Genomic DNA, 16,689 nt, shown 5'->3' with positions numbered 1-16,689 from the left:
TTACTCCGCATCCGGCGGAATGACGCCCTTGCGGAAGGCAAAGCAGCCATAGAAGCGGGGCTCACCAGTCTGGATGACGCAATACGCCTTCTTGGCCCGCTCGTAGAAGGCGTAGCGCTCGATCGAGATCATCGGCCAGGGTTTGCCCTCAGCCGCGTCGATTTCCTGCTGCACCTCCTTCTGCACCGGCGGGATCTCGTTCGGCTTGCCGACGATCTCCATGCGCGCGGCCGCGTCGTTGACGAAGCTGTCCAGCGGATAGAGCGACAGCACCGCCTTCACCACTCCAGCCGCCGGCGCATCGATGCGCAGCAGCTTGCCGAGCACCGTCTGCTTGGCGACGGAGTCGGATGGGAAATTGGTGTCGGCGATGATCAGGTCGTCGCCGTGCCCCATCGCCCGCAGTGCCTGGAGCACGTCGGCGTTGAGCAGCGGATTGATCCCTTTGAGCATTGGGTTTCCTCGATGTGTGTTTGCGGTCAGAGACGCTTGCCGGTCCCTGCGTCGAAGAGATGGACATGGTCGAGCCGCGGCCTGAGCTTCAGCGTATCGCCAGGCTTGAAGTCGTGACGCTCGCGGAACAGCGCCACCATCTCGCCCTCGCCGAAGCGCACGAACACCAGCGTTTCCGAGCCGGTCGGCTCGACCACCGAAATCGTGGACGCCACACCGTCGGGATGGATCTCCAGATGCTCGGGACGGACGCCATAGACGACGGCCTGGCCGTCCGCCGCGGCGATGCTGGCAGGCATCGGAAAGGCCGAGCCTGCTATGTCGACCTCGGACCTTTCACCCTTCTTCACCGTGCCCTTGAGCAGGTTCATCGCCGGCGAGCCGATGAAGCCCGCGACGAACAGGTTGGCCGGCCGGTCGAACAGTTGCAGCGGCGCGCCGATCTGCTCGATGCGGCCGTCGCGCATGACCACGATCTTGTCGGCCATGGTCATGGCCTCGATCTGGTCGTGTGTGACGTAGATGGTGGTGGTCTTCAGCCGCTGATGCAGTTCCTTGATCTCGGTGCGCATCTGCACGCGCAGCTTGGCATCGAGGTTTGAGAGCGGCTCGTCGAACAGAAACACCTGCGGGTTGCGCACGATCGCGCGGCCCATGGCGACGCGCTGGCGCTGGCCGCCGGAAAGCTGGCGCGGATAGCGCTTGAGATAGGGATTGAGGTCGAGGATGTCGGCCGCACGCTTCACCCGCTCGGCGACGATGGCCGGATCGGTGCCGCGCAGCTTCAGCGCGAAAGCCATGTTCTGCTCCACCGTCTTGTGCGGATAGAGCGCGTAGTTCTGGAACACCATGGCGATGTCGCGCTTGGCCGGCGGCAGGTTGTTGACGATGCGGTCGCCGATCGAAATCGTTCCGCCGGAAACCGTTTCCAGCCCCGCCACCATCCGCAGCAGCGTGGACTTGCCGCAGCCCGAAGGGCCGACCAGGACGACGAATTGACCGTCGGCGATATCGACGCTGACCTCATGTAGAACCTTGACGGTTCCGAAAGCCTTGGCCACATTGGCGATCGCGACTTGAGCCATTGTCTCCCCTATCTTTTTCGGTGAAGCTAGCCATTGCCAACGGCAAGGGCAAGTCGGTATCTTATAGATAAAAAGCCAATCTTGTTGACAAGGTAATCGATTACGCGAATAGTGACGAGTGCCAATCCGAATGCCGGTCCTTGTCCCGAAAATCGGATCTCCAGGCGACGCAGGGTGGGGTCCCACGCTGCCCTATGGTATAGGAGAACCGCAGACGTTTCGACGTCCGAGAGATTGGCAGAATCAATTCACGACTGAAGTTCTGGGAGGAACCTTGAGATGAGAGTCGATCTTTACGAAAAACTGGTGCGTGCCGGGGCGACCCGCCGCGATTTGCTGAAGGGCGCGGCCAGCATGGCGGCGCTCGCAGCGGCGTCCGGCACGGGGCTTGGCGCGCTGACCAGGCCGGCGGCTGCCGCCGACGACCTGCGCGCGAAAATCCTGCAGATACCCGGCGTCGGCAAAGGCCAGCCGACGGACGCCGACTTCCAGAAAGTCGGTGAGCTCTGCCTGGATGCGACCAAGGCCAACGTCAAGCAAGGCGAGTTCGCCGGTGTCGAGCTCACCTTCATGGGCCTCAACAACCAGAACCTGCACAACGTGCTGTTCCGCGGCTTCCTGAAGCCGTGGGAGGCCTATACCGGCGCCAAGATCAGCTGGATCGACCTCGCCCAGGCCGACTACAACGCCCGTCTGCAACAGTCGATCGCGACCAAAACCGTCGACTTCGACATCATCGAGATGGGTGCGCCCTTCGAGGGCGACGTCTGCGGCAAGGGCCTCACCTCGGAGATGCCCGACTGGGTCAAGAAGCAGATCGACATGGACGATCTCGTCAACTACCTCAAGCCGCCGGTCGGCACCTGGGACGGCAAGCAGTATCGCGTGACCATCGACGGCGATACGCACAACTTCAACTACCGCACCGACGTATTCTCCGATCCCGACCTCGCCAAGGCTTGGAAGGAGAGCGGCGCGACGACCGAATGGGGCGTGCCCAAGACCTGGCAGGAAGTGCAGGCCGTCACCAAGTTCCTCAAGGGCAAGCAGTTCAAGGGCCAGGACGTCTATGGCTATCTTGACGCGCCCAAGCCCTGGGGCGGCTTCGGTTTCTACTTCCTCGGCAGCCGCGCCTCTGCCTATGCCAAGCACCCCGACGACAAGGCCTGGCTGTTCGACCCGGATACGATGAAGCCGCGCATCAACAACCCGGCTTGGGTGCGGGCCATCCAGGACGTCATCGACGCCCTGCCCTCGGAGCCGCCGGATCAGATCAACGCCGATCCGAACACCACCGGCTTCCAGCAGTTCCTGGCCGGCACGGGGTCGATGATCCCGTGGTGGGGCGATATCGGCTCCAACGTCAAGACCAACGACTCTTCGGTCATCGGCGACGTCACCGGCTTCTCGATCCTGCCGGGCTCGGACGACGTCTACAATTCGAAGACCGGAAAGTGGGACAAGCTGGCCAGCGGCCCGAACTATGCGCCGAACTGCGCCTATCTCGGCTGGGGCGTCTACGTCATGGCCCGCGTCGACAGCGACGAGAAGAAGAAGAAGGCGGCGTGGTCGGCGGCGGCCCATCTCGGCGGCAAGGATCTGTCGCTGTGGTGCGCGGCCTATCCTTCCGGCTTCCAGCCCTACCGCAACTCCCATTTCAACATTCCGGAATGGGTGGCGGCCGGCTATGACGAGGCCTTCATCACCTCCTATCTCAAGTCGGAGGGCGACTCCTACAACCATCCGAACGCCGCGATCGAGCCGCGCATCCCCGGCATCTTCCAGTACTACAGCGCCGCCGAGGATATTCTGGCCAACACCTTCGCCGGCAAGATGAAGGCGCAGGAAGGTGCGGATGCCATCGCCGCCGCCTGGGAGAAGCTGACCGACCAGATCGGCCGTGAGAACCAAATCAAGCTCTACAAAGCCTCGCTCGGCATGTAGGCTGTCCCATGAGAAGTCGCGGCCCGGCGACCTCGTCGCCGGGCCGCATGTTGACCGGCAATGGCCGGTCATTTGGACTTCCAGCAATTCCAGGAAAAGCGTGAAGCGGTTTTCCTCCGGAATTGCATCCAAAGCAAGGTAGAGGCGAGAGGCGTGGCTGAGCAGACTTCAACCGCCAATGCATGGCCGGCTAACTCCGCAGCGATCGATCTGATTCCGCCCGGCCGCAAGCGCCTCGGCTGGGCCCTGATGATCGCCGCGACGCTCGTGCTGCTGGCGACGATCGTCATGCAGATCCTTTACAAGACTGAGGTCGACACGATCGGCTTCTATACCTGGCGTCCGGTGGTCTACGCCTATGTGCTGTGGGGCGTGGCGCTCGGCGCCTGGCAAGTGCTGACGCGCGGCGAGGACGGCCAGCGCGCGCTGTTCCTGCTGCCGGCGCTGCTCTTCACCGTCGCCATGGTGATCTTCCCGACGCTGTTCGGCTTCTATATCGCGCTGACCGACTGGAACCTCAGCTCCTTCGCTGGCCGCAGGTTCAACGGTCTCGACAATTTCTGGCAGATGCTGGCCGACCCCTACTACCGCAACGCGCTCTTCAACATGGTCCTCTATGTGCTGGCGGTGCTGGTCGAATATGTCATCGCCTTCGGACTGGCGCTGCTGCTCAACGCGCAGATCCGCGCCAGGAAATTCTTCCGTGTGGTCTTCCTGCTGCCGCTCATGCTGTCGCCGGTGGCGGTCTCCTGGATGGTTGGCAAGTCGCTGATGGAATACCGGTTCGGACCGGCATCGACGCTGGCGCGCCATCTCGGCTGGGACAATCCTGCCTTCTTCTCCGACCCGATCATCGCGCGCATCTCGATCATGGTGCTCGACGCCTGGACCTTCATTCCGTTCATGATGATCATGCTGCTCGCCGGCCTGCAAGCGATGTCGCGCGAGGTGATCGAGGCGGCGCGCGTCGACGGCGCGACGACATGGCAGACCTTCTGGCAGGTTACTTTCCCGCTGATGCTGCCGGTGTCCGTGACGGCGGTGATCCTGCGCATCATCTTCAAGCTGAAGCTCGCCGACATCATCATTACGGTGACGTCCGGCGGGCCCGGCGGCGCCACCGATTCCGTTTCGAGCTTCATCTACCGCGAATATCGCGACCGTTCGAATGTCGGCTACGGCACCATGCTCGCCATGGTCTATCTGATCATCATCGTCGTGTTCGTCACCTGGCTGCTGAAGCTCGCCAGTCGCTTCGTGCGCAACGTCAACTGAGCGTCCATATGAGCGTCCAGACCACCGAATATACCGTTTCCGATATCCGCTCCCCGGCGGCCTTCCTCGCCAGCCGCGTCTTCATCTATGGCGCCCTGGTGTTCTGGTCCTTCGTCTGCCTGTTCCCGATCTATTGGACGATCACCACTTCGTTCAAGTCGGCGGTCGATGTCACGCAGGGGCACCTCATCCCCTTCGTCGACTTCCAGCCAGACTGGAAGGGCTGGCGCTCACTCGGCCTGTCGCCGGATTCGATCGTCCAGACCTCGACGGTGCGCGACGAGTTCCTGAAACGCTTCATGAACTCGGTCATTACCTCTGTCGGCGCGTCGAGCCTCGCCATCATCATCGGCAGCCTCGCCGCCTATGGCTTGACCCGATACCGCTACAAGTTCGCCTGGTTCAAGAACGAGGACATCTCCTTCTTCTTCCTCTCGCAGCTGATCCTGCCGCCGGTGGTGCTGGCGCTGCCCTTCCTGGTGCTTTACCGCGAAGTGGCCCTGCTCGACACCCGCATCGGCCTTGTGCTCCTCTACACGCTGATGGTGCTGCCGATCGTCATCTGGATCATGCGCGACCAATTCAACTCCATTCCCGTCGAGCTCGAGGAGGCGGCACTCGTCGACGGCCTGTCGATCTGGGGCGCCTTCTTCCGCATTGTCATGCCGATCGCGCTCCCAGGCATGGTCGCCGCCTTCATCCTGGCGATGGTGCTCTGCTGGAACGAATATTTCTTCGCCGCCCTTCTGACGTCGACGGATGCCAAGACCATCCCAGTTATGGTGGCGAGCCAGACCGGCTCGCAAGGTATCAACTGGTGGTCGATGGCAGCCCTGGCGACAGCAGCCATCACGCCGCTGGCGATCATCGGCATCGCGCTCGAACGCTATCTGATCATGGGCATGACGGCCGGTTCGGTGAAATAGCCGCCTTCCCCTTCTTGTGGGAGAAGCGAGCTAGGCCCGCAATATCGCCCGCAAATGCTCAAGGATCATCGCCACACCCTTCCGGCCCAGCTCGGCCGAGGCATCCGATGCGCCTTTTGTGTACCAGCCGGTATTGTCCGCGAAATGACCGGCATCCACCGCTTCGGGACGTAGCGCCAGCATCAGCGATGTCTCGCCGATCCCGGCATGGTCGAATGGATATTTGCCGGTCATTGCGGCCGGCATCAGCGGGTGCACCTGCACCCAGTTGAAGACGTTCTCGCCCTGGGCATGGCCGGCATAGTAGTCGACCATCTTCTCCGAGCCCCACCAGCCCTCGCCGCGTTCCTTCTCCAGGAAGCGGAAAATCGCCTGCCGGCCGGCGGTCTTGAAGGCGAGATCGGTCGGCATGCCGGCGACGAAATTCTCGGTCTGGTGATGGATGATGGCGTGAATGTTGCGGAAGCCGATGCGCAGCAGGCCATAGAACAATTCCTCCGCAAAGGGCGCCAGCACCGGACCGCCGACCTGCACCGAGCCGCTGCCTTCCGGCGGCGCCACGGCATAACTCGCCGCGCCATAATAGAAGGGCGGCAGGATGACGATGTCCCGCTCCTTCTCGATAAGCTCGAGCGTCTTGATGACGGCCAGCGTGTCCATGCCGACCGCCATGTGCTCGCCATGGTATTCGAGCACGCCGAGCGGCAGCGCGACCGGCCAGTTCTCCTCGATCGCGTTGCGGATCTGGTGCGGCAGCATCAGTTCGTAGCGCATGTCCCTACTCCATGTTGGTGTGCCGGGTGCGCATCGTCTCCGGCGTTGCGCCGGTGAGCGCCTTGAGTTTCAGCACCATCACCTCAAACACCAGGAAAAGCGCTCCCTCGAACAGCGAGCCCATGGGCAGCACCGAGCTTCTGGCGGCGCCTTGGTCGCTCGCCATGGTCTGGGCCGGAACGAGCAGCGTGAAGTCCGCAAGCTTTGCCGCGCTGCCCGCCGGTTCGGCCGTGAGCAACACCACCTTGGCGCCGGCCTCCCGGGCCACGCGCATCAAGGTGAGAACGGTGGCGGTCTCGCCCGGTCCGGAACTTGCCAGGAAGACATCGCCCTGGCCGAGTGGCGGCGTGGTCATATCGCCGATCACCGAAACCGGCAGGCCGAGATGGAAGAGCCGCATTGCGAAACCCTTGACCTGCAGCGCTTCGCGGCCGCAGCCATAGACGACGATCTTGCCAGCGCCGGCGAGCATTGCGCAGGCGGCGTCAACCCGACCGTCATCGATGCGCCCCAACACGGCGCCGAGCTCGCCCAGCGCTGTCGCAAACAACTCCGATCCGGCTTGCGTCATGGCTGCCTAATCCTGTCTGCCGATGTCTTGATAGGCATGCGGCTTCGCGGTCGCGTTCGGCGCGAAACGCTTGTTTTCGTTCATGCTATCACCGCGAAAATTCGTGTCCAACGAGCCTCGGCGCTTTTGCTGTGCCACCGGCGTGATAGTGTCATGTCAGACAAATCAATCCAGGACATCGTGCGGATATGAAGACACGGCATTTCGACCGCATCGGCAATGGCGGCATCACCTTCACCGAGCTTGGTTTCGGCACCGCGCCGCTCGGCAATCTCTACCGCGCCGTCTCGGACGAGGATGCCAATGCCACGCTGGAGGCGGCATGGAAAACCGGCTGCCGCTATTTCGACACCGCTCCGCTCTATGGCCTTGGCCTTTCCGAAACCCGGCTCAACCCCTTCCTGCGCGGCAAGAAACGCGACGACTATGTGCTGTCGAGCAAGGTCGGCCGCCTCATGCGCGTCTCTGCGCCCGACCAGCGAACCGGCATCGGCAAGTTCTTCGACACGCCCTCGCGCCGGGAAGTTTACGATTACAGTTACGACGGCGTGATGCGTTCCTTCGAGGCCTCGCTGGAGCGTCTCGGCGTCGACCGCATCGACATCCTTTATGTGCACGATGTCGACATCTTCACCCATGGCAGCAAGGAGGCTTCCGACCGGCGCATCGAGGAGTTCATGTCTTCGGGCTATTACGCGCTGCTCGCGCTGCGTGACCAGGGCGTGATCAAGGCCTTCGGAGGCGGTATCAACGAGTGGCAGGTTTGCCAGACGCTCGCCGAGCGCGGCGATTTCGACCTCTTTCTGCTCGCCGGCCGCTACACGCTGCTCGAGCAGGATGCGCTTGCGAGCTTCCTGCCGCTCTGCGAGCAGCGCGGCATCGGCATCGTTCTTGGCGGGCCCTACAATTCCGGCATCCTGGCGACAGGGCCGAAGCCCGGCGCCTTCTACAACTACACAGAGGCGCCAAAAGACGTGCTCGATCGCGTGGCACGCATCGAGGCGGTCTGCAAGCGCCATGGCGTGCGGCTGATCGAGGCCGCGTTGCAGTTCCCGCTGCGGCACCCTTCCGTCATGTCGGTAATACCCGGCGGCCAACGGCCGGCCGAGGTCGAAAGCAACCGTGCACTGCTCCACGTGAAGATCCCGGCAGCCTTGTGGGCGGATCTCAAGCAAGAAGGCCTGATGCGCGCCGACGCGCCTACCGGCTGATACCACACATGTGGCCCTGGCGCGGGTCACAAAAAGGAAGAGCCGGGCAAGCCCGGCTCATCTGATCTTAAAAACAAAAGGTCTTAGTTGACCGCGTCCTTGAGGCCCTTGCCGGCCGAGAACTTCGGCACGGTGCGCGCCGGAATCTTTACTTCCGCGCCGGTCTGCGGGTTGCGGCCGGTCGAAGCAGCACGTTTTGACACGGTGAAATTTCCGAAGCCGACAAGCCGGACATCGCCGCCCTTCTTCAGTTCGCCAGTGATCACAGAGAACACCGCATCGACGGCGGACTGCGCATCAGCCTTCGAAATGCTTGCGGAGTCGGCGACGGCGGACACCAGTTCGTTCTTGTTCATAAAAATTCCCTTCCATGAGAAAACCGGAACTACGACTCATCCGGCAGGAAACGGACTTTAGAAAGAAGCGTTCCGGAACCCAAGCCGAAAACCGCAGAATTCCGGGCTTTTTTCCACTTTTTCGGAGATTTTTCACATGAAAAAGCCGGGCTGAAAGCCCGGCTCTCTCTTTGTGCATTGCAACCTTAGAAGAAACTAATGCGCAAGCGACTTGCCGGCGTCGTCGCCGGCGTCCGCGCCGGCCGGCGGATTGACCGGCTCGACCCATTCGATCGGCTCCGGCATCCTGACAAGCGCGTGCCTCAGCACCTCGCCGACCCGCGACACCGGAATGATCTCCATGTTGTTCTTCACATTGTCCGGGATCTCCGCCAGGTCCTTGGCATTGTCTTCCGGGATCAGCACCTTCTTGATGCCGCCGCGCAGCGCGGCAAGCAGCTTCTCCTTCAGGCCGCCGATCGGCAGCACCCTGCCCCGCAGCGTCACCTCGCCGGTCATTGCCACATCGGCGCGGACCGGAATGCCCGTGAGCACGGACACGATCGCCGTCACCATCGCCACACCCGCCGACGGGCCATCCTTGGGCGTCGCGCCCTCCGGCACGTGGACGTGGATGTCGCGCTTGTCGAACAGCGGCGGCTCGATGCCGAAATCGATGGCCCGCGAGCGGACGTAAGAGGCCGCCGCAGAGATCGATTCCTTCATCACGTCGCGCAGGTTGCCGGTCACCGTCATGCGTCCCTTGCCGGGCATCATGACGCCCTCGACCGTCAGCAGCTCGCCGCCGACTTCCGTCCAGGCAAGACCCGTGACGACGCCGACCTGATCGTCGGCCTCGACCTGACCGAAGCGGAAGCGCGGCACGCCGAGATAATCGGCGAGGTTGTCGGCCGTGATCTTCACGGTCTTCTTCTTCGTCTTCAGTATCTCGGTCACCGCCTTGCGCCCGAGCTTCATCAGCTCGCGCTCGAGGCTTCTGACGCCCGCTTCACGGGTGTAGGTCTGGATGATGCCGCGGATCGCGTCCTCGCCGACCGAGAACTCGTTCGGCTGCAGCGCGTGATCGCGGATCACCTTCGGCATCAGGTGCCGCTTGGCGATCTCGATCTTCTCGTCCTCGGTGTAGCCGGCGATGCGGATGATCTCCATGCGGTCCATCAGGGGCGCAGGGATGTTCAGCGTGTTCGCCGTCGTCACGAACATCACGCTCGACAGGTCGTATTCGACCTCGAGGTAATGGTCCATGAACGTCGAGTTCTGCTCCGGATCGAGCACCTCGAGCAGGGCCGACGACGGATCGCCGCGGAAGTCCTGGCCCATCTTGTCGATTTCGTCGAGCAGGAAGAGGGGGTTGGACTTCTTGGCCTTCTTCATCGACTGGATGACCTTGCCGGGCATCGAGCCGATATAGGTCCGCCTGTGACCGCGGATCTCGGCCTCGTCGCGCACGCCGCCGAGCGCCATTCGGATGAACTCACGCCCCGTGGCCTTGGCAATCGACTTGCCGAGCGAGGTTTTGCCGACGCCGGGCGGGCCGACGAGGCACAGGATCGGACCCTTGATCTTCTTCTGACGGCTCTGCACGGCGAGATACTCGACGATGCGCTCCTTGACCTTGTCGAGGCCGAAGTGATCGGCGTCGAGCACGTCCTGGGCGTAGCCGAGATCCTGCTTGACCTTGGAGTTCTTGCCCCACGGGATCGACAGCAGCCAGTCGAGATAGTTGCGCACGACCGTCGATTCAGCCGACATCGGCGACATCGACCGCAGCTTCTTCAACTCGGCTTCCGCCTTCTCGCGGGCTTCCTTGGAGAGCTTGGTCTTCTTGATGCGCGCCTCGATCTCGGCAGCCTCGTCGCGGCCGTCCTCGCCCTCCCCGAGCTCCTTCTGGATCGCCTTCATCTGCTCGTTGAGGTAGTACTCGCGCTGCGTCTTCTCCATCTGGCGCTTGACTCTGCTGCGGATGCGCTTCTCCACTTGCAGCACGGAAATCTCGGCTTCCATGAAGCCCATCGCCTTCTCGAGACGCTCCTTGACGGAAAGCGTGGCGAGCATCTCCTGCTTCTCGGGGATCTTGATGGCCAGGTGCGAGGCAACCGTGTCGGCGAGCTTGGAATAGTCGTCGATCTGACTGGCGGCACCTACCACTTCGGGCGAAATCTTCTTGTTCAGCTTCACGTAGTTTTCGAAGTCGGTGACGACCGAGCGGGCCAGCGCCTCGATTTCGACCTCTTCCTCCTCCGGCTCGACCAACGCGGTGGCGCGGGCCTCGTGGAAGTCGGCACGATCGGTGAACGAGACGATCTTGGCGCGCGAGGCGCCCTCGACCAGCACCTTCACGGTGCCATCGGGAAGCTTCAGGAGCTGCAGCACATTGGCGAGCGTGCCGATGTCGAAAATCGCATCGGGTTCAGGATCATCGTCGGCTGCGTTCATCTGGGTGGCAAGCAGGATCTGCTTTTCCTGACCCATCACTTCTTCCAGCGCCTTGATCGACTTTTCACGCCCGACAAAGAGCGGGACGATCATGTGCGGGAACACGACGATGTCGCGCAGTGGGAGGACTGCAAACACGCCGTCGCCGGAAGCCCTGGATATTTTGGCCATTGTCCAACCTTTCATGTCGCGGCCGCTAATTGAGCCAACCGCGAATCTTATATTAACGACCGAGCGTCGTTCCGCCTACCACCGTTTGTGACGGGAATTTTACAGCGCAGAATTCTGGCCCTCGGCCTTCCGCTGTTAGGTGGATGCGGGCGGTGCAAAGATCAAGGGTTAGCATGCTTTGATCAGCCACTCCATCACCTACAGGTAAGCCCCTCACAGCAAAACGGCGCCACACGGGCGCCGTTCCATGAAAATTTGCCGGATCAGTGCCATTTCAGGCGCTGACATTGCCCTTCTTTTCCTTCTGCTCGGAATAGATGTAAAGCGGCCGGGCGTTACCCGAGACCACCTCTTCCGAGATCACCACCTCACGCACGCCTTCCAGCGCCGGAAGCTCGAACATCGTGTCGAGCAGGATCGCTTCCATGATGGAACGCAGGCCGCGCGCGCCGGTCTTGCGCTCGATGGCGCGCTTGGCGATCGCCGACAGCGCGTTCTCGTGGAAGGTGAGATCCACATTCTCCATCTCGAACAGCCGCTGATACTGCTTGACCAGCGCGTTTTTCGGTTCCGTCAGGATCTGGATCAGCGCCGGCTCGTCGAGGTCCTCGAGCGTCGCCAGAACCGGCAGACGGCCGACGAATTCCGGGATCAGGCCGAATTTCAAAAGATCCTCGGGCTCGACTTGGCGGAACAGGTCGCCGGTGCGGCGATCCTCGGGCGACGCCACGGTTGCGCCGAAGCCGATCGAGGTCTTGCGGCCGCGATCCGAGATGATCTTGTCCAGTCCGGCAAAGGCGCCGCCGCAGATGAACAGGATGTTGGCGGTGTCGACCTGCAGGAATTCCTGCTGCGGGTGCTTGCGGCCGCCCTGCGGCGGCACGGAGGCCACCGTGCCTTCCATGATCTTCAACAGCGCTTGCTGAACGCCCTCGCCCGAGACGTCGCGGGTGATCGACGGGTTGTCCGACTTGCGCGAGATCTTGTCGATCTCATCGATATAGACGATGCCGCGCTGGGCACGTTCGACATTGTAGTCGGCCGACTGCAAGAGCTTCAGGATGATGTTTTCGACGTCCTCGCCGACGTAACCGGCTTCGGTCAGCGTCGTGGCGTCGGCCATGGTGAACGGCACGTCGATGATGCGGGCGAGCGTCTGGGCGAGCAGCGTCTTGCCGCAGCCGGTCGGCCCGATCAGCAGGATGTTCGACTTTGCCAATTCGACGTCGTTGTTCTTGCCGGCATGCGCCAGGCGCTTGTAGTGGTTGTGGACGGCCACCGACAGCACCCGCTTGGCGTAGGGCTGGCCGATGACATAGTCGTCGAGAACCTTGAGGATCTCTTGCGGGGTCGGCACCCCCTCGCGCGACTTCACCATCGAGGTCTTGTTCTCCTCGCGGATGATGTCCATGCAGAGTTCGACGCACTCGTCGCAGATGAAGACGGTCGGACCGGCGATCAGCTTGCGCACTTCGTGCTGGCTTTTGCCGCAAAACGAGCAATAGAGCGTGTTCTTTGAATCGCCGCCGTTGTTGCTAACTTTGCTCATTTTTCTGTCCTTTCACCGCCTGCCAGCCGATGGTCTGGCCGCATTGGCGTCTCATCAATCTATCGCAGGAATCCGCCGGCGCCAGTGTCCCGGCTCACACAGCGCATTCCGTCCGAAACACAATCAGAAAACGCGACAATGATTCGCAGCAACCCCATGCAAAGCTAAGCCGTCGAAAATCAACATAGCCTTAACGTAGGCAATCCCGAACCTTGAGGGAACAGGCAATTGTGGCCGAAATGCCGCAAGCCGCGCCAAAAGCGCGTTATCCCGCCATTCAGCCCCCAATCAGAGCCTATGCGGCGGGGGTTTCGCCAAGTTCGCGCGTCGTAATGACCTTGTCGATCAAACCAAACTCCTTGGCCTCGTCGGCGGTCATGAAATGGTCGCGGTCGAGCGTCCGCTCGATCTCGTCATAGCTCTTGCCGGTGTGCTTCACATAGACCTCGTTCAAGCGGCGCTTCAGCTTGATGATGTCCTGCGCATGACGTTCGATGTCCGACGCCTGGCCCTGGAAGCCACCGGACGGCTGATGGACCATGACACGGGCGTTCGGCGTGGCAAACCGCATATCCTTGTGGCCGGCGCAAAGCAGCAACGAGCCCATCGAGGCTGCCTGGCCGATGCAGAGCGTCGATACCGCCGGCTTGATGAACTGCATGGTGTCGTAGATCGCCATGCCCGATGTCACCACACCGCCCGGCGAGTTGATGTACAGGTTGATTTCCTTCTTGGGGTTCTCCGCCTCGAGGAACAAAAGCTGTGCACAAACCAGCGTCGCCATCCCGTCCTCGACCGGGCCGGTGATGAAGATGATGCGTTCCTTCAACAGGCGGGAGAAGATGTCGTAGGCACGCTCGCCGCGATTGGTCTGCTCGACCACCATCGGAACGAGGTTCATGTAGGTTTCGACGGGGTTCTTCATGGACTACCCTTGTTGGATGGATTCCGGCGCCGTAGACCTGAGCAATCGGGCGGAATCGGTTCTGGATCGTTGAATCCTAAATAGGATGCCGGCTCACCCTAGCGCAAGGCCGCCCCTCCTAGCCATCTGGTTAAGTCGAAGCAAGCGGCTCGGCCCAAGGAAATGCTGCAGGTTGCGCCGGAGATGGCCCTCTGCCCGAAATGCGAGGGCGCTACCCGGCCGCCACGGTAGCAGTTTCTTAACCGCGCTGCTTAACGACAAGCCGTGAAATCCCCGTCCATGGCGGACCTTCCGATACGCTCCCGCGTTGAACCGGCGTCCTTTTTTCAACGGGTGAACGTCATGTTTAGCCAGAGTTCCTTTTGCACGAGTTCCTTTTGCAAGAGCTCCCTTCGCAAGAGTGCCGCATCGCTCGCCTCGACCAGCCTCGCAATGCTTGCGGCCGTGTCGCAGGCCGCGGCCGGCGGCCGCACGCTCGAATGCTACGAGCCGGTGCATCGGCCGGCGATCTACGACACGGTCTATGAAGACGTGATGGTGAGCCCCGGCGGCCAGCTCGTCCACTATGACCCGCCGATCTACGGCACGACCGAGAGCACCGAACAGATCGCCACGCCTCGCATCAGCTATGAAGTCGTACCGGCCGTGACGCGCACCGTCTATCACACGGTCAAGGTGGATGACGGCGGCTATGCCTGGGAATGGCGGGTCATCCACGGCCGCAAGGTGCTGTGCAAGGTGTGGCGTAAGGCGCGCTACGCGCGGGTTGCCACAACGGTCATCGTCGAGCCGGAGCGCGTCCGGCGCGTCGTCCTTCCGGCCGAATACGAAGGCGTCGCCCGCGAGGTGCTGGTGCGGCCAGGAGAGCGGCGCATCACGGAAATCGCGCCCTCATACCGGAGGGTGGCGCGGCGGGTGGTGGTGCGGGAAGGCTCGACCGACTGGCGGCGGGTGCATATCCCGCGGCACTGCGTGGACTAGCCGCAAAATCACGCAGGGATGTTTCCGACCGGGGCGGCATGGCGAGCCCGGCCGGAAAGCCGGCTTAGGCCAGGTCGACGTCGAGGATCGCCATCGAGAAATTATAGTCGCCGTCGTCCTCGTCCTTGAAGACGATGCCGAGGAATTCGTCGCCGACATAGACCTCGGCAGAGTCTTCCTTGCGCGGGCGCGCCTTCACCTGCAGCTTGGGATTCTGGAAGACGCGCTTGAAGTAGGCGTCCAGCTTTCTGATTTCGTCTGGCTTCAAAAGTCTTCTCCGAATGCGGCTGTTCGTTGGAACGCGCTTCTGACACGCCGACGATGGCGATGTAAAGGCAAGCCGGCAGCATAACACGCCACAACCGGCGTCTGGAACGGCGACCGGACTCCGGCCGCTGGCGATGACCGCAGAATCAGATGTCGAAGCTGACGACGTGGTCCATCGTCTGCGAGGGCAGGAGCTGGTCCATCTGTCGCGAAGGCTGGTCGCAGCCGGTCTCGCCGACGACACGCGCCGGCACGCCGGCGACCGTCTTGTTGTGCGGCACGGGCGACAGCACCACCGAACCGGCCGCGATCTTGGAGCAATGGCCGATCTCGATATTGCCGAGGATCTTGGCGCCTGCGCCGATCAGCACGCCGCGGCGGATCTTCGGGTGGCGGTCGCCACTGGCCTTGCCGGTGCCGCCCAGCGTCACCCCGTGCAGGATCGACACATCATCCTCGATGACGGCCGTCTGGCCGACCACCAGGCCGGTGGCGTGATCGAGGAAAATGCCCTTGCCGATGCGGGCGGCCGGGTTGATGTCTGTCTGGAACACCGAGGACGAGCGGCTCTGCAGGTAGAGCGCGAAGTCCCTGCGGCCCTGGTTCCACAGCCAATGCGCCAAACGGTGCGTCTGGATGGCATGAAAGCCCTTGAAATAAAGCACCGGCATGATGAAGCGGTCGCAGGCAGGGTCGCGATCGTAATAGGCTTGGATGTCGACGCGAACCGTCGTGCTCCACTCCGGATCGTCGGCAAGCATGGCCTTGAAGGTCTGCCGGATAAGATCGGAGCCGATATCCTGATGCGCCAGGCGCTCGGCCAGGCGGTGAATGACCGCTTCTTCCAGGCTCTCCTGGTTGAGGATGGTGGAATAGAGGAAAGCAGCCAGCAACGGATCGCGGTTTACCGCTTCCATCGCCTCATCCCTGATCGCGCGCCAGATCGGGTCGACCGGCTGCACCATGCTGGGGCGGGCTATCGTAATGCTGTTCATCGACGGTCTCCGGCCTGCTCATTCATCCGGCGGCACATATAGGCCAGATCATAACACGGTTGAACTCAATTTTCCTTAGTGCTTTGTCAAATGGACTTGGTTCACCGAGATTCAAGCGGCGAAGGAAAACGAACCCTTGATCGACGATGCGCTGAAAAGCGAGCTTGCCGCGATCTATCAGACCGCGGATCGCCACTATCACGGCTTGCCTCACATCGAAGCGATGCTGGCGTTGGCAGCCGAACACCGGCACCTTCTTGATGATCCAGAAGCAGTGGAAGCGGCGATCTGGTTCCATGACGCAGTCTATGACAGCCGCGCCAAGGACAACGAGGCAAAGAGCGCGGTGCTGGCAGAAAGGAAACTCTCCGGCCGCACCGACCCGGCCCGGCTTGCCCGGATTCTGGCCATGATCAGCGCCACCGCCACGCACCAGTTGCCGCCGCTCGAAGATGAGGGTGCCGCGAGTGATGCCGCCCTTTTCCTCGACATGGACCTCGCGATCCTCGGTGCCGACCCGAACCGCTTCGACGCTTACGAGAAGGCGGTCCGGCGCGAATATGGCTGGGTCGAGGACCCGATCTGGCGCGCCGGTCGCGCGGCTGTCCTGACGAGTTTCCTGGCCCGTCCGCATATTTTCTACACACAATCGTTTCGCGATCGGTTCGAGGCGCGGGCCAGGGAAAATCTGGTCCGATCGCTGCAGGTCCTGCAAGACCAGTCTCAACAGACCTGATCGCCACGCCGAACGTGAACGCCCTCTGAGATGA

The 16,689-nt window shown here is 62.1% G+C and carries 16 protein-coding genes; 6 read left to right on the top strand and 10 right to left on the bottom strand.

Features of this window, described 5'->3' with window-relative positions; all coding sequences use genetic code 11:
* Positions 1 to 453, bottom strand: a complete 453-nt coding sequence (locus CK215_RS02155) for an RbsD/FucU family protein (protein ID WP_095829954.1) — start codon at positions 451 to 453, stop codon at positions 1 to 3.
* A gap of 26 nt (positions 454 to 479) precedes the next feature.
* Complete coding sequence (gene ugpC, locus CK215_RS02150) at positions 480 to 1,538, bottom strand: sn-glycerol-3-phosphate ABC transporter ATP-binding protein UgpC (RefSeq protein WP_067328236.1); 1,059 nt, start codon at positions 1,536 to 1,538, stop codon at positions 480 to 482.
* A gap of 279 nt (positions 1,539 to 1,817) precedes the next feature.
* Between ugpC and CK215_RS02145 the strand changes: the two genes are divergently transcribed.
* The 3 genes from CK215_RS02145 (at position 1,818) to CK215_RS02135 (ending at position 5,683) form a co-directional block, all read left to right on the top strand.
* Positions 1,818 to 3,482, top strand: a complete 1,665-nt coding sequence (locus CK215_RS02145; protein ID WP_095829953.1) for a sugar ABC transporter substrate-binding protein — start codon at positions 1,818 to 1,820, stop codon at positions 3,480 to 3,482.
* Positions 3,483 to 3,635: 153 nt separating this feature from the next.
* Positions 3,636 to 4,757, top strand: a complete 1,122-nt coding sequence (locus CK215_RS02140; RefSeq protein WP_095779633.1) for a sugar ABC transporter permease — start codon at positions 3,636 to 3,638, stop codon at positions 4,755 to 4,757.
* Positions 4,758 to 4,765: 8 nt separating this feature from the next.
* Positions 4,766 to 5,683, top strand: a complete 918-nt coding sequence (locus tag CK215_RS02135) for a carbohydrate ABC transporter permease (protein ID WP_066998838.1) — start codon at positions 4,766 to 4,768, stop codon at positions 5,681 to 5,683.
* A 30-nt stretch (positions 5,684 to 5,713) separates the two neighbouring features.
* Here CK215_RS02135 and CK215_RS02130 read toward each other — a convergent pair whose 3' ends face one another.
* Together CK215_RS02130 and CK215_RS02125 are read right to left on the bottom strand one after the other, a co-directional pair.
* Entirely contained in the window at positions 5,714 to 6,457 is a 744-nt protein-coding gene (locus CK215_RS02130; RefSeq protein ID WP_095780646.1) for a creatininase family protein, read from the bottom strand.
* 4 nt (positions 6,458 to 6,461) lie between these two features.
* Entirely contained in the window at positions 6,462 to 7,028 is a 567-nt protein-coding gene (locus CK215_RS02125; protein WP_095829952.1) for an SIS domain-containing protein, read from the bottom strand.
* 188 nt (positions 7,029 to 7,216) lie between these two features.
* On the opposite strand from CK215_RS02125, the gene CK215_RS02120 reads away from it, so the two are divergent.
* Positions 7,217 to 8,239 (top strand): aldo/keto reductase, encoded by a 1,023-nt coding sequence (locus CK215_RS02120; RefSeq protein WP_095829951.1) that lies wholly within the window; start codon positions 7,217 to 7,219, stop codon positions 8,237 to 8,239.
* Between the two features lie 83 nt (positions 8,240 to 8,322).
* On the opposite strand, the gene hupB is transcribed toward CK215_RS02120, so the two are convergent.
* From hupB to clpP, 4 genes are all read right to left on the bottom strand, one after another.
* The gene (gene hupB / locus CK215_RS02115) at positions 8,323 to 8,595 is read right to left on the bottom strand and encodes a DNA-binding protein HupB (RefSeq protein ID WP_027166452.1); all 273 of its coding nucleotides are present in this window, start codon (positions 8,593 to 8,595) and stop codon (positions 8,323 to 8,325) included.
* A gap of 195 nt (positions 8,596 to 8,790) precedes the next feature.
* Positions 8,791 to 11,202, bottom strand: a complete 2,412-nt coding sequence (lon, locus tag CK215_RS02110; RefSeq protein ID WP_066998851.1) for an endopeptidase La — start codon at positions 11,200 to 11,202, stop codon at positions 8,791 to 8,793.
* A 274-nt stretch (positions 11,203 to 11,476) separates the two neighbouring features.
* Entirely contained in the window at positions 11,477 to 12,751 is a 1,275-nt protein-coding gene (gene clpX, locus CK215_RS02105; protein ID WP_059185169.1) for an ATP-dependent Clp protease ATP-binding subunit ClpX, read from the bottom strand.
* 295 nt (positions 12,752 to 13,046) lie between these two features.
* Positions 13,047 to 13,676: an ATP-dependent Clp endopeptidase proteolytic subunit ClpP gene (gene clpP / locus CK215_RS02100; RefSeq protein WP_066998854.1), complete on the bottom strand. Its 630-nt coding sequence runs from the start codon at positions 13,674 to 13,676 to the stop codon at positions 13,047 to 13,049.
* A gap of 432 nt (positions 13,677 to 14,108) precedes the next feature.
* On the opposite strand from clpP, the gene CK215_RS02095 reads away from it, so the two are divergent.
* Positions 14,109 to 14,657 carry a hypothetical protein gene (locus tag CK215_RS02095; protein ID WP_095829387.1) on the top strand — a complete coding sequence of 183 codons (549 nt, stop codon included), beginning with the start codon at positions 14,109 to 14,111 and terminating at the stop codon, positions 14,655 to 14,657.
* Between the two features lie 64 nt (positions 14,658 to 14,721).
* Here CK215_RS02095 and CK215_RS02090 read toward each other — a convergent pair whose 3' ends face one another.
* On the bottom strand, positions 14,722 to 14,925 hold the full coding sequence (locus CK215_RS02090; RefSeq protein WP_040969488.1) for a DUF3126 family protein: 204 nt from the start codon (positions 14,923 to 14,925) through the stop codon (positions 14,722 to 14,724).
* A 145-nt stretch (positions 14,926 to 15,070) separates the two neighbouring features.
* Entirely contained in the window at positions 15,071 to 15,919 is an 849-nt protein-coding gene (gene cysE, locus CK215_RS02085) for a serine O-acetyltransferase (RefSeq protein WP_095829386.1), read from the bottom strand.
* 136 nt (positions 15,920 to 16,055) lie between these two features.
* Here cysE and CK215_RS02080 point away from each other — a divergent pair, with 136 nt between their 5' ends.
* Positions 16,056 to 16,655 carry a hypothetical protein gene (locus CK215_RS02080; protein WP_245418585.1) on the top strand — a complete coding sequence of 200 codons (600 nt, stop codon included), beginning with the start codon at positions 16,056 to 16,058 and terminating at the stop codon, positions 16,653 to 16,655.
* Positions 16,656 to 16,689 lie beyond the last annotated feature (34 nt).

This window comes from Mesorhizobium sp. WSM3864, assembly GCF_002294955.1.
Classification (GTDB): Bacteria; Pseudomonadota; Alphaproteobacteria; order Rhizobiales; family Rhizobiaceae; genus Mesorhizobium.
Note: the sequence above shows the minus strand (reverse complement) of the source record. Positions and strands in the feature narration are given on the sequence as shown.